This window comes from Gammaproteobacteria bacterium, assembly GCA_021648145.1.
Taxonomy (GTDB): domain Bacteria; phylum Pseudomonadota; class Gammaproteobacteria; order JAADGQ01; family JAADGQ01; genus S141-38.
Map to the genome: position 1 here is coordinate 194,296 of JAKITI010000003.1, position 12,899 is coordinate 207,194.

The following is a 12,899-nucleotide window of genomic DNA, read 5'->3' on the forward strand; positions in this document are numbered from 1 at the left end:
GAATTTTTTCAAGAGAGGTTTAAATGAGTTTGATTGTTCAACCGGTGATATTATCTGGCGGATCGGGGACGCGATTATGGCCGCTTTCTCGAGAGTATTATCCAAAACAGTTGTTGGCATTAACATCAGATCTTACTTTGTTGCAAGAAACTGTGTTACGTCTACATAAAGTAGAAAATTCCAATAAGACTCCAGATAGGCAGTTGGATATAACAAAACCAATCATTGTATGTAACGAAGAACATCGTTTCCTTGTGGCAGAGCAGCTTCGCCAACTGGGTGAAAGTGCTGCCTCAATTATTCTGGAACCTATGGGGCGAAATACTGCGCCTGCTTTGACACTGGCGGCTGTAGATAACCACTCAAAAGATCAAGATCCTGTTTTATTGGTGATGCCAGCAGATCATGTGATATTGGATAAAACGGCATTTCACAATGTTGTAGCAAAAGGTGCTGAGCTAGCTTCTAATGGGTATCTTGTCACCTTTGGTATTGTTCCTACCCGTCCTGAAACAGGCTATGGTTATATTAAGGAGGGTGCTGCTATTGGTGGCAGTAGTAGTTCAGCTGAGAAACATGCTTATGAGATTGAGTGTTTTGTAGAAAAGCCTGATCAATCAACAGCAAAATCCTATATAAAATCAGGAAAGTACTTGTGGAATAGTGGCATGTTCATGATGAGGGCATCATGCTGGATTGATGCTATTAAGGAGTATCAACCCGATATTTTTTATGCTTGTAATAAAGCGTATGAGCAAGGTTCTTTAGATGGTGATTTCTACCGTGTTGATCGCTCACTTTTTGAGTCTTGCCCTGATGATTCAATCGATTATGCTGTAATGGAAAAAATAACAGCAAACAACAGCCTGTCAAAACTGCGTTCTTGTGTTGTTCCGCTTGATGCTGGGTGGTCTGATGTCGGTGAGTGGTCTGCAATTTGGGAGGTTAGTGATCGAAATGAGCAAGGTAATGTGCTGAAAGGGCAGGTTTATACTCATAACACCAAAAATAGTTTAATGATTTCTGAGAGCCGGCTGGTTTCCGTGGTTGGCATGGAAGATGTTATTGTTATTGAATCTTCTGACGCAGTCATGGTTGTTCATAAATCTTGCGCACAGGATGTAAAACAGATTGTTAATCAGCTAAAAAAAGAGCAACGTCCTGAGCTCAAAAACCACCGGCGTGTATCGCGCCCTTGGGGGACGTATGAAGGGATTGATGCGGGTGATCGATTTCAAGTAAAGCGAATTGTTGTAAACCCAGGTGAAACTCTCTCTCTTCAAAAACATCACCATCGCGCTGAGCATTGGATTGTTGTTAAGGGAACAGCAAATGTGACTTGCGGCGATAAAACATTTCTTTTAACTGAAAACCAGTCAACTTATATCCCGATAGGGGAGACCCATCGCCTAGAAAATCCAGGGATTATGCCATTAGAGCTTATTGAAGTTCAGTCGGGTGCTTATTTGGGCGAAGATGATATCGTTCGTTTCGAAGATGTTTATGGACGAGATCAATAGATAGCACCTCTATCATTATTATCTGTTAAAGAGAAGTTATATGGAAAAAAGAATTAAAAAAGCCGTATTTCCTGTCGCAGGAATGGGAACACGTTTTTTACCGGCGACAAAAGCAAACCCTAAAGAGATGCTACCTGTTGTTGACAAACCTTTGATTCAGTATGCGGTTGAAGAGGCAATTGAAGCGGGTATTACAGAGCTTATTTTTGTAACAAGCAGTGCTAAACGTGCGATTGAAGATCATTTTGATAAAAACTATGCGCTGGAAAGTCAATTAGAAAAACATAATAAAAATGAGTTGTTAGAGGTCGTCAGGAATATACTGCCTAAAGGTGTGAACTGTGTCTATATTCGCCAGCCTGAAGCACTGGGTTTGGGGCATGCGGTGTTGTGTGCGGCATCAGTCGTAGGGCGAAATCCTTTTGCTGTTATATTGGCCGATGATCTAATTGACAGTGGTTCAAAAGGTACGATGTCTCAAATGGTTGATGTCTACGCGAAGTATAGCTGTAGTGTTTTAGGGGTTGAGCAAGTAGAAGAGTCAGAAACTAATAAATACGGTATTGTAAGCAGCACTCCTTTTGCTAAAAATGTGACGCAATTGAACGGTATTGTGGAAAAACCAAACCCAGATGACGCACCATCAACATTAGCGGTTGTGGGGCGTTATATTTTAACTCCTAGAATTTTTCATTTACTGAAAAGTGTGGGTAAAGGTGCAGGTGGCGAAATACAGTTAACAGATGGAATCGCTAAGTTGTTGAATGAAGAGCACGTGTTAGCTTATGAGTTTGATGGCGTTCGCCATGATTGTGGAAGTAAGCTAGGCTATCTGCAGGCAACCGTTGAGTGCGCACTCAAACATCCTACTTTAGGTGCAGACTTCTCTGAATATTTGAAAACCCTGAAATTCTAACATTCATCAACAATATTTTTCCGTTACAATGCACGTTTTTTCTTATTGGGGTCGATTATGGATTACTCAACAGTCGAAGCGTGTATTGGTCAAACCCCCCTTGTAAAATTACAGCGTCTACCCGGTAAAACTACAAATATATTATTGGTCAAACTGGAAGGCAACAATCCTGCGGGGTCTGTAAAAGATCGGGCAGCACTCAGTATGATTTCCCATGCAGAGGCGCGTGGTGAGATTCAGTCAGGTGACACGCTTATTGAAGCCACGAGCGGAAATACCGGAATTGCACTGGCGATGGTTGCTGCGATTAAAGGTTATCGCTTGGTGCTTGTTATGCCTGAGCATATGAGTGTCGAGCGTCGCTCTATCATGAAGGCCTATGGTTCTGAAATTATTTTAACGTCACAAGCAGGCGGCATGGAAGAGGCCATTGATACGGCTCGTGCTATGGAGGCTCAAGGCAAAGGTCGTATTCTGGATCAGTTCTCAAACCGAGATAATCCCAACGCACATTATGAAACAACAGCCCCTGAAATTTACCGTGAAACTGACGGGAAGATCACTCATTTTGTGAGCGCGATGGGAACGACGGGAACTATCATGGGATGCTCTCGCTATTTCAAAGAACAAAACTCAGAAATCCAGATTGTCGGTGTTCAACCGGAAGATGGCGCAAATGTTCCTGGTATCAGGCGCTGGCCCGAAGCCTATATGCCTAAAATTTGTGACTTCTCCCGTGTGGATCGGATATTAGATATTTCTCAGCAAGACTCAGAATTGACGACTAAGGCATTGGCGCGTGATGAAGGCATTTTTGCGGGCATTTCATCGGGGGGTGCGGTCAGTGCAGCATTACGTCTATCCAAAGAGGTGACAAATGCAGTGATTGTCACAATTATTTGCGATCGTGGCGATCGCTATCTGTCGACCGGTGTATTTGATGGCTAGAAGGCGTAGAAAAAAACAGGTTGAAACCGAGCCGCAGCATGCTGTGATTGAATCACTGAATCATGATAGCCGTGGTGTTGCGCATGTTGATGGTAAAGCGGTATTTATTCGTGGCGCACTGCCTGGCGAAGAAGTCATGTTTCGATCTTCTCGTAGCCGAAAAAGCTACAGCGAAGGTGACTGTATTGAAGTCATAAAAGCTTCTGTTGATCGCATTGAACCCCACTGTGCACACTTTGAAATTTGTGGCGGTTGTAGCTTGCAACATATGAAGCCAGAAGTTCAAATTCATGCCAAGCAGCAAGTTCTTTTGGAAAATTTACAGCACCTAGGCAAAGTGCAGCCAGAAACTGTACTACCACCACTGACTGGCCCACATTGGGGCTATCGTCGTAAAGCTCGGTTGGGTGCAAAATACGTTTTCAAAAAAGAGTCGGTATTGATCGGTTTTCGCGAACGCTCCAGTAGTTTTCTTGCAGATATTCAGCGTTGTGAGGTGTTGCATCCCGCCATTGGAGAGCACCTGCTTGAATTGCGTGAGCTCATGATGGGGCTGACAGCACGTGAACGTATTCCTCAAATTGAAGTGGCGATTGGTGATGATTGTGTTGCTCTGATTTTTCGAACCCTTGACCCACTGGGTGACGATGATAAAGCGCGTTTGAAAGCCTTTGCTGAAACTAAAAACTTTCAAATTTACCTTCAGCCTAAAGGGCCAGATACGGTCACTTTGCTTTACCCTTCAATCGCACAATTAAGTTATAAATTGCCTGAGTTTGGTCTCGAATTTCTATTTAATCCGCTCGATTTTATGCAAGTGAATGCAGATATTAATCGCAAGATGATGAGTCTGGCGGTTGACATGCTTGACCCTCAACCGGATGAGCGAATTTTGGATCTATTTTGTGGTCTGGGTAATTTTTCATTGCCACTGGCACGTAAAGCTGGCTCCGTTGTCGGTGTTGAGGGCGATGAAGGTCTGGTCGATCGAGCGCGTCAAAATGCAGCGCATAATGGCATCACCAATGCTGAATTTTTTAGTGCAGATCTTTCTGATGACCCAGAGAAGCAGAGCTGGTTTGGGGGCGGGTTTGATAAGCTATTGATTGACCCTGCGCGTGCGGGTGCCGCCGAAGTGATTGCTCAGCTGCCAAAGCTGGGCGTTTCTCGCATTGTTTATGTCTCTTGTAACCCAGCAACATTGGCGCGTGATGCGGGAGAAATTGTCAATACACATGGTTATCGCCTGGTGAGTGCGGGAGTGATGGATATGTTTCCTCATACCACGCATGTTGAATCAATTGCTCTATTTGAGAAATTATAAGGGTATCTGCATGAGTGTTTATTCTGTTGATAAGTTGATTTCTGAGGCACGTAAATTAGCGGCCGACTACCGTAAAGCTACAGGCAAAAGCCTCGGTGGGGTCAGCGGTGAAATTGCACTAAACGATGCGGCCAGGTTGCTTGATCTTGAGTTGTGTGACTCTGGCGTGGGTGGTTATGATGCTGTGGGTCGAGGGCGTTTAAAAGGTAAGAAAATTCAAATTAAGGGCCGCGTTATTTTTGATGAAGGAAAATCAACGCAGCGTATCGGGCAGATCAAAATTGATCAAGAGTGGCATAGTGTTGTGTTAGTGCTCATGAATGAAAGTTATGAACCTGTTGAAATTTATGAGTTGGATCGAGAAGAAATTATGGGTGATTTAGCGGAGACAGACAGTAAACGTAAAAAACGTGGTGCAATGTCTGTGGCCAAGTTTAAAATTATTGGGCGGCTTGTCTGGATAGAAAATGAAGGGGTGGTTGATAACGAGGTTTGGGATAATTCAAAGCAATAGTTAGCACAAACAATTCAATGCAATCCATTACCGAAATACTCAGCGAAAAAGGGCCGCTTGCAAAAACACTCGAATCCTTTGCGCCCCGAAAGCCGCAGCAGGAGATGGCTGAAGCGGTGATGCAGGCGCTGGATGATTATGGTGTGCTGATTTGTGAAGCGGGCACGGGCACGGGGAAAACCATGGCCTACCTAGTGCCCGCACTTCTTTCGGGCAATAAAGTCATTATTTCAACAGGCACTAAAAACCTTCAGGACCAACTTTACTATCGAGACCTACCTCAAATTAGAGCCGCTTTAACCGAGCCAGTCAGCATGGCGCTATTGAAAGGTCGGGCCAACTATTTATGTTTGCATCGCCTGAAAAATAATGAGCTAAAAGGGCGTTTTCGTACACCTAAAAATATGGCTCAACTGCAACAGATTCACAAATGGTCTGGAAGAACTAAGAGTGGTGATATTGCTGAATTTAGTGAAGTTCCTGAAGATTCCCCCATCTGGTTTGTGGTGACATCGACCACTGAAAACTGCTTGGGTCAGGAGTGTCAGGACTTTAATGACTGTCACCTGATGAAGGCACGGCGTAAAGCGCAAAAGGCTGAAATTCTAGTGGTGAATCATCACCTCTTTTTTGCAGATATGGCGCTGCGTGACGAAGGCTTTGGCGAGTTATTGCCTGGAGCCAATGCCGTAATTTTTGATGAAGCACATCAACTGCCCGAAGTGGCGAGTCACTTTTTTGGAACGTCACTGAGTGGTCGTCAGTTATTGGAGCTTTGCCACGATGCCCGTATTGCACAGATGCAAGATGCGGCGGATATGGAGTCACTGTTATTGGCTGCGGATCGTCTGGAAAAATTAGTGCGTGATATGCGTCTGTCGTTGGGCGTAGATTCACAGCGAGCGCCGTGGATTAACGTTTCAAAACAACCGGTCGTCATTGAGGCTATTAAAGATTTAACTGAGGGCTTTGAAGGGTTGGAGTCTCAGCTAGAGTTGGCTGAAGAGCGAAGCAGTGCTTTAAAGCGTGCATTGCAGCGTTGTAAAGAGCTTAATGAGTGCTTTGTAAAATTAACAGGGGAAACTCCCGAGCAGCACATTCACTGGTTTGAAACATTAAAACAATCTTTTGTTTTGCACCTGACCCCGATGAATATTGCCGACATTTTTTCAGCGCAGATGAAAGGGCAAAAACGTGCTTGGATATTTACTTCGGCGACATTGGCGGTGAATGAAAAATTTGATCACTTTTCATCACAGTTAGGCCTGTTCGATGCAAAAATGTACTGCTGGGGGAGCCCGTTTAACTATCAAGAGCAAACACTGCTCTACCTGCCCGCTCGTATGCCAGCTCCGGCGGCTGAAAATTATACGCAAGCGGTGGTGGAGTCTGCTTTGCCAGTGCTTAATGCGTGTGGTGGACGTACTTTCATGTTGTTTACCAGTCACCGAGCCCTTAAAGAAGCGGCGGAGTTATTGCAAAAGACGCTGGAGTTTCCACTGTTGGTGCAAGGCACCGCACCGCGAAATGAGTTGCTGGAGCAGTTTCGTTCTCTGGGTAACGCCGTATTACTGGGTTCCAGCAGTTTTTGGGAGGGTGTGGATGTGCGCGGGGAAGCGCTCTCTTGTGTCATTATTGATAAGTTACCGTTTGCGTCGCCAGGTGATCCTGTGCTTCAAGCACGGTTAGAGGCATTGCGCTCCCAAGGGAAAAATCCATTCAGAGATTATCAACTGCCGAATGCAGTCATCACTTTGAAGCAAGGGGCGGGACGTTTGATTCGCGATGTGACTGATCGTGGTGTATTGATGCTGTGTGACCCTAGGTTGCTGGGGAAAAGTTACGGGAAAATATTCTTGGAAAGTCTGCCGCCAATGAAACGAACACGAATACTGGATGAAGTGGTTGAGTTTTATCAGACCAGTGATTCTGAATAACTCATTATTGGTCATTTGGTGAGAATCAAAAAGCCCAGCCAAATTTCAGAAGTTCCATATCGAAGATGTATTCACCATCATCAAACTCACCCAGCTCAAAGTCGTATTTATCACCTGTAATATATTTACCAATGGAGAGGCTTGTGCCCCAATAGAGCCGTTTGGATGAAAATATTCGATAACCTATCCCAACACCAACGCCAAGTTTAGTTTCGCTTTTTGTCGATCGAGAGCAAGAGGAAGTTTCGTAAACACCATAATAATTGCACTGTAACGTCCCCTTTAAATAGGCTAATCGAGTAAAACCACTTATGTAAAAGCCATTTAATCGATCGTTTAAAAAGGTTCTGTAATGGAAGTCGATGGTCGAGATTCGGATTGACCTCTTATTATTTTCAGCATCTCCCCAATAGCCGTCGTTTTTTATGCTGTTTTGATAGAAAATTGGGAAAGCGTACTCCACCTTTCTTTTATGATCAAAAAGTGAAAAACCACCCGAAACTGCTCTCTCCTCTTCAAAAACAAGCAACCGGGCGATATTAAGTTCTACGCCAAAATTCTTGCTGCCGATGGGGTCGTCTTTGACTATTTTATAGGTCTTGTTTTGTGAGTCGATGAGCGTATCAAGCTTTTGATCAATACGATCCAGCTTTTCATTGGCCACTCCACTACTTTCGGTCTCTTCTGAAAGAGCGGGGTTTGAAAGAAATGAGATGCCAAGTAGTAAGGTAATAATGAGTGACTTCATACATTAACACTCCCGTGTATGTTTTAACGAATTCTTTCAAATTATTTTACAAACTCGATATTGAACATAGCCTGAATAGGGTGATTTAATGGTTGTATTATGACGCGCTATTGCCAAAGTTTCATTAGAATATTTACGGCAAAGCCCAATGTGGAACTTGCCTGTTGGCATGGTGCAAAGCTCGATCCAGGGCTTTATAGTTTGGCTCCATTTTTTCAACAAATGCCCAGTATGCTTTCGAGTGATTGAGGTGTTTTGTATGGCACAGCTCATGAATAAAAAGATACTGTACAACGGACTTAGGTAAAAACAGAAGGTTACGATTGATACTGATATTTTTACGGGATGAACAGCTACCCCAACGTGTTTTTTGTGCGCGTATCGTGGCTTTGTTGAAAGGCAAATTGAGCGTTTCACTGGTTTGATGAAGCCAGGGAATGAGAGTCTCTTTGGCGGTCATGTTTAACCACTGCTGAAGGGCCTTTTTTTTATGCGAGTTATGATCAGAGAAAATTTTAACAGTTTCAGGGGCTGTTCGTTTTAATAAGTCGTTTTTATTGTTGATATAATAATAGGCAATATTAAAGCTTTGCTTAATGGCTTTCAGGTGAATGGTGTCAGGAAAAGATAGCTCGGATTTGGTGGTTTGTTGTGTCTTTAAACGTTGCAAGGTCTCTGTGAGCCACTGTTGATGTTTTTTAACAAAAGGTTCGACAACCTTTGCATTCACTCCTTTGGGGAGCACCACCTCAACTTTTCCTTGCGCCGATACCTTCATTTGCAGACGTTTGGCACGAGCACTCAGGCGGATTGTGTATGGAATGGGTGTTTCTGTTGGCTTCATGGGGCATCGAATAGGTTATAATCTGCCGCAGATTATAACGACTGGATGAGAGATTGTCTGATTCATGAGAAGTTTTGAGCGAAAAAATATAAAAGCGATGGTGGGGTATACATCAGGGGAGCAGCCTGAAGATGAGTCTGTGATTAAGTTAAATACCAATGAAAATCCTTACCCGCCGCCTCAAAGCGTTGCGGATGTATTGAAGCAAATTGATGTTGCGAGCTTGAGGCGTTACCCCTCACCGACAGCTCGGCAATTTCGAGAAGTCGCGGCTGAGCTACACCACGTTAAACTCGAAAATATTATCGCCACCAATGGCGGTGATGAATTGCTGCGTCTGTTGCTGACAACCTTTGTTGAGGTGGGAGCACCGATCGGTATCGCTGATCCAAGTTATTCGCTTTATCCTGTGTTGGCGGCGATTCATGATAGCCCTGTGATGCGTGTGCCGCTGACATCGGATTGGGAGCTTGCCGATGATTTTGCGAAGCAGATGAATGCGTTCGGGGTTAAAATGACATTTGTTGTGAACCCTCATGCACCCTCAGGTAAATTAATTCCTGTGAAACAACTGGCTGAAATTGCACAAGAGCTTGATGGCATTTTGGTTGTTGATGAAGCCTATGTCGATTTTATTGATCCTGATCAACACTATAGTGCAATTGAGTTACTTAATCGTTTTGACAACGTTGTTATTTTACGTACTTTAAGTAAAGGTTACTCTTTGGCAGGATTGCGTTTTGGTTATGGTATGGGTTCAATTAATCTGATCGAACCAATGCTGGGTAAAACGAAAGATAGTTACAATATGGATGCCATTTCCCAGCAGCTTGGAATGGCTGCGTTGCAGGATCAGGTGGCTGCAAAGCTAACTTGGCAGGCGGTGCGTGATGAGCGGTCGCGTATGGCGCAGGAGTTCAATAAGTTGGGGCTGGTCTCGCTGCCCAGTCAGGCTAATTTTTTGCTTGTCGAAATACCGCATGAATGTGCGGGTGGGGCGGAAGTACTTTATCAAACATTTAAAAATGAGAAAATATTAGTGCGCTTTTTTAATGAGGAGCGCCTCAAAAACAAGTTGCGTATCACGGTGGGAACACCTCAGGAAAATAGTGCCTTGTTACGTGTTTTAAAAATAGCAATTAACAAATAATATTTAGGTCTAGGCGTTATGTCAGGAAGCACAATCGGCAAGTTGTTTACGGTTACATCTTTTGGTGAAAGTCATGGTGCAGCGATTGGCTGTATCGTGGATGGTTGCCCGCCGGGATTGGCGCTTTCAGAAGCCGATCTGCAAGATGATCTGGAGCGTCGTCGCCCCGGTAAGTCACGCCATACAACGCAGCGCCGAGAAGAAGATAAAGTTCAGATTTTATCCGGTCTGTTTGAAGGCAAAACAACGGGAACGCCAATCGGTCTAATCATTCAAAATACGGATCAGCGCTCTAAAGATTATTCAGACATTATGGATCGTTTTCGCCCAGGGCATGCGGATTACACGTATCAACAAAAATATGGTTTTCGTGATTATCGTGGCGGTGGGCGTTCTTCCGCACGAGAAACAGCGATGCGTGTTGCAGCAGGAGCGATCGCAAAAAAATACCTAAAAGAGCAGTTAGGTGTGGAAATTCGAGGCTATTTGGCGCAGTTGGGGCCGATTAAGGCAGAAGCTTTTGACTGGAGTGTGATTGAAGAGAACCCTTTTTTCTTTCCTGATGCCGAAAAAATTGAAGCATTAGAGCAATACATGGATGACCTGCGTAAAGCGGGTGACTCTGTCGGTGCGCGGGTGAATGTGGTGGCGACGGGTCTGATTCCTGGATTGGGCGAACCTGTTTTTGATCGTCTGGATGCTGATATTGCTCATGCGCTGATGGGGATTAATGCCGTCAAGGGCGTTGAAGTCGGTGCAGGCTTTTCTTGTGTTGAACAAAAAGGCAGCGAACATCGCGATGAAATGACACCTGATGGGTTTTGCAGTAATGAAGCGGGTGGGGTATTGGGTGGAATTTCATCGGGTCAGGATATTGTGGCCAGTATTGCACTCAAACCGACCTCAAGTATTCGCATTCCTGGGCGCAGTGTTAATCTTCAAGGCGAGCCTGTCGAAGTGGTGACTTTGGGGCGGCATGATCCCTGTGTTGGTATTCGAGCGGTTCCTATTGCTGAGGCGATGATGGCGATTGTGTTGATGGATCACCTGCTACGTCATCGTGCTCAAAATATAGACGTAAATTCGACAACGCCCGTGATTCCAGCTTCACTCAAATAATAAAAAATAACAGAACCCATGCTCTACTGGCGTTTGTCCGGTTTTTACCTGCTCTTTTTTGCATCCGTCGGGCTTCTTATGCCCTATTGGTCAGTCTATCTGGATTCACTGGGTTTTAGTGCGCAAGAAATTGGAACTTTAATGGCGCTGGCAATGGCCACCAAGATCATTTCGCCCAATATTTGGGGTTGGATTGCAGATAAGACGGGGCGACATATTCGTCTGGTGCGCTGGGGAACATTGGCTGCAGCTCTGGGTTTTTGTGGTGTCTTTTACGGTACAACTTACGGTTGGTTACTGTTTGTCATGATCGTCTTCAATTTTTTCTGGAATGCGATACTGCCCCAGTTCGAAGCCATAACACTCTCTCATATGGAAGGTGACTCTCATCGCTACAGTCGAATTCGACTGTGGGGCTCTGTCGGCTTTGTCATCGCTGTAATTTTGATGGGTTGGGCGCTGGATGTCTATGGGGTTTCTATATTGCCATGGGTGTTGGTGGTGATGTTGCTGGGTATATGGGGCGTGAGCCTGCTTGTGCCTGAGTGTAAAAAGAGAGAGCATCATGAGAAGCTCGAACCTTTTTTGGGGATTTTATTAAACCCTGCGGTGATCGGGCTTTTTTTGGGTTGTTTTCTAATTCAAGCCAGTCATGGGCCATATTACACATTTTTTACTATTTATCTCACTGATGTTGGTTATTCCGGGCAGATGATCGGGTGGCTTTGGGCGCTTGGTGTGGTGGCTGAAATAGGTATATTTCTGGTGATGGCTCGGTTGGTTGGTTGGTTAGGGTTGCGCCATTTATTGTTGCTAAGTATGGTGATCACCGCATTGCGTTGGGTGCTGATTGGCTTGTATCCTGATCAGCTTGGTACTCTCTTGTTTGCACAAATATTACATGCGGCAAGTTTTGGTATGTATCATGCCGCCGCTATACTATTAATACATCAATATTTTTCTGGCCCGAATCAGGGACGTGGACAGGCGTTATATAGCAGCTTAGGCTTTGGCGCTGGCAGTGCTTTTGGAAGTTTATATAGTGGCTATATCTGGACAGCTTACGGCGCGATGTATAGTTACTTTTTCGCAGCATTTTTAGCGTGCCTGGCTTTTTTGGTCGCATGGCTTTTTGTTCAACCTAGAAACCCCAGTTGAGCGTGAAAAAAAATGTATAAAAGGATTGACGGGATAAGCTTGGGTGAGTATCATCGCGTCCTCAATTACGGTTGATAATGCTGTCGTTGTGGTTTCGGGGTATAGCGCAGTCTGGTAGCGCGCCTGCTTTGGGAGCAGGATGTCGGGAGTTCGAATCTCTCTACCCCGACCAAATTTTAAGATAAAGCCTTGTGTAGTTTGATCATGCGCCCGTAGCTCATCTGGATAGAGCATCGGCCTTCTAAGCCGAGGGTAGCAGGTTCGAGTCCTGCCGGGCGCACCATTTATGGTGAGCGTAGCTCAGTTGGTAGAGCCCTGGATTGTGATTCCGGTGGTCGTGGGTTCGAGCCCCATCGTTCACCCCATTTCTATAGGCTTCCGCTAAGTGGTCGTACTTGGCAGCCTTGATTATTAGTACATAGTTTGATTTCTTTTGATTTTTAAAATTAAAAGTGAGACTTTTCAGGCCTATTCTGTATAATAGTCGAACTTTTAAATTTTGAAATGTCTGAATGCGAGAGTGGCGGAATTGGTAGACGCGCTGGATTTAGGTTCCTGTGGGGTAACCCGTGAGAGTTCGAGTCTCTCCTTTCGCACCATATTATTGTTTTTTTCCGAAAAATGTTAATTCAAAGTATGCAAATTATTGGCTGCCATTTTGGTTGAACCAATAACATTATTATAGCTAGTTTTTACTATATAATGGTTTGCAGTGTTTTGT

General features: G+C 44.5%; 11 protein-coding genes and 4 tRNA genes. 13 read left to right on the forward strand and 2 right to left on the reverse strand.

Annotated features, from left to right (window positions below):
- Nucleotides 1-23: 23 nt before the first annotated feature.
- The 6 genes from L3J70_03165 to L3J70_03190 are packed head-to-tail and all read left to right on the forward strand — an operon-like array spanning nucleotide 24 to nucleotide 7,159.
- Entirely contained in the window at nucleotides 24-1,520 is a 1,497-nt protein-coding gene (locus tag L3J70_03165) for a mannose-1-phosphate guanylyltransferase/mannose-6-phosphate isomerase (GenBank protein ID MCF6235371.1), read from the forward strand.
- 40 nt (nucleotides 1,521-1,560) lie between these two features.
- Nucleotides 1,561-2,436, forward strand: coding sequence for a UTP--glucose-1-phosphate uridylyltransferase GalU (galU, locus tag L3J70_03170; GenBank protein ID MCF6235372.1), 876 nt, complete (start codon nucleotides 1,561-1,563; stop codon nucleotides 2,434-2,436).
- Nucleotides 2,437-2,493: 57 nt separating this feature from the next.
- Nucleotides 2,494-3,384, forward strand: coding sequence for a cysteine synthase CysM (gene cysM / locus L3J70_03175; GenBank protein ID MCF6235373.1), 891 nt, complete (start codon nucleotides 2,494-2,496; stop codon nucleotides 3,382-3,384).
- Nucleotides 3,377-4,708 (forward strand): 23S rRNA (uracil(1939)-C(5))-methyltransferase RlmD, encoded by a 1,332-nt coding sequence (rlmD, locus tag L3J70_03180; protein ID MCF6235374.1) that lies wholly within the window; start codon nucleotides 3,377-3,379, stop codon nucleotides 4,706-4,708. The genes cysM and rlmD overlap by 8 nt, the downstream gene beginning before the upstream one ends.
- Before the next feature lie 10 nt (nucleotides 4,709-4,718).
- Nucleotides 4,719-5,222 carry a hypothetical protein gene (locus L3J70_03185; protein MCF6235375.1) on the forward strand — a complete coding sequence of 168 codons (504 nt, stop codon included), beginning with the start codon at nucleotides 4,719-4,721 and terminating at the stop codon, nucleotides 5,220-5,222.
- 17 nt (nucleotides 5,223-5,239) lie between these two features.
- Nucleotides 5,240-7,159 (forward strand): ATP-dependent DNA helicase, encoded by a 1,920-nt coding sequence (locus L3J70_03190; protein ID MCF6235376.1) that lies wholly within the window; start codon nucleotides 5,240-5,242, stop codon nucleotides 7,157-7,159.
- Between the two features lie 25 nt (nucleotides 7,160-7,184).
- Here L3J70_03190 and L3J70_03195 read toward each other — a convergent pair whose 3' ends face one another.
- Nucleotides 7,185-7,907, reverse strand: a complete 723-nt coding sequence (locus L3J70_03195) for a hypothetical protein (protein ID MCF6235377.1) — start codon at nucleotides 7,905-7,907, stop codon at nucleotides 7,185-7,187.
- Between the two features lie 133 nt (nucleotides 7,908-8,040).
- Nucleotides 8,041-8,751: a M48 family metallopeptidase gene (locus L3J70_03200; protein ID MCF6235378.1), complete on the reverse strand. Its 711-nt coding sequence runs from the start codon at nucleotides 8,749-8,751 to the stop codon at nucleotides 8,041-8,043.
- A gap of 64 nt (nucleotides 8,752-8,815) precedes the next feature.
- Here L3J70_03200 and hisC point away from each other — a divergent pair, with 64 nt between their 5' ends.
- From hisC to L3J70_03235, 7 genes are all read left to right on the forward strand, one after another.
- Nucleotides 8,816-9,901: a histidinol-phosphate transaminase gene (gene hisC, locus L3J70_03205; protein MCF6235379.1), complete on the forward strand. Its 1,086-nt coding sequence runs from the start codon at nucleotides 8,816-8,818 to the stop codon at nucleotides 9,899-9,901.
- A gap of 18 nt (nucleotides 9,902-9,919) precedes the next feature.
- A complete protein-coding gene (gene aroC, locus L3J70_03210; GenBank protein ID MCF6235380.1) occupies nucleotides 9,920-11,020 on the forward strand; it encodes a chorismate synthase in 1,101 nt (366 codons plus the stop codon).
- Nucleotides 11,021-11,038: 18 nt separating this feature from the next.
- Nucleotides 11,039-12,178: an MFS transporter gene (locus L3J70_03215; protein ID MCF6235381.1), complete on the forward strand. Its 1,140-nt coding sequence runs from the start codon at nucleotides 11,039-11,041 to the stop codon at nucleotides 12,176-12,178.
- A 95-nt stretch (nucleotides 12,179-12,273) separates the two neighbouring features.
- A tRNA-Pro gene (locus tag L3J70_03220) sits at nucleotides 12,274-12,350 on the forward strand.
- A 34-nt stretch (nucleotides 12,351-12,384) separates the two neighbouring features.
- Nucleotides 12,385-12,461 (forward strand) — tRNA-Arg (locus L3J70_03225).
- Between the two features lie 6 nt (nucleotides 12,462-12,467).
- Nucleotides 12,468-12,543 (forward strand) — tRNA-His (locus tag L3J70_03230).
- Nucleotides 12,544-12,692: 149 nt separating this feature from the next.
- Nucleotides 12,693-12,777 (forward strand) — tRNA-Leu (locus L3J70_03235).
- The last annotated feature ends 122 nt before the right edge of the window (nucleotides 12,778-12,899 follow it).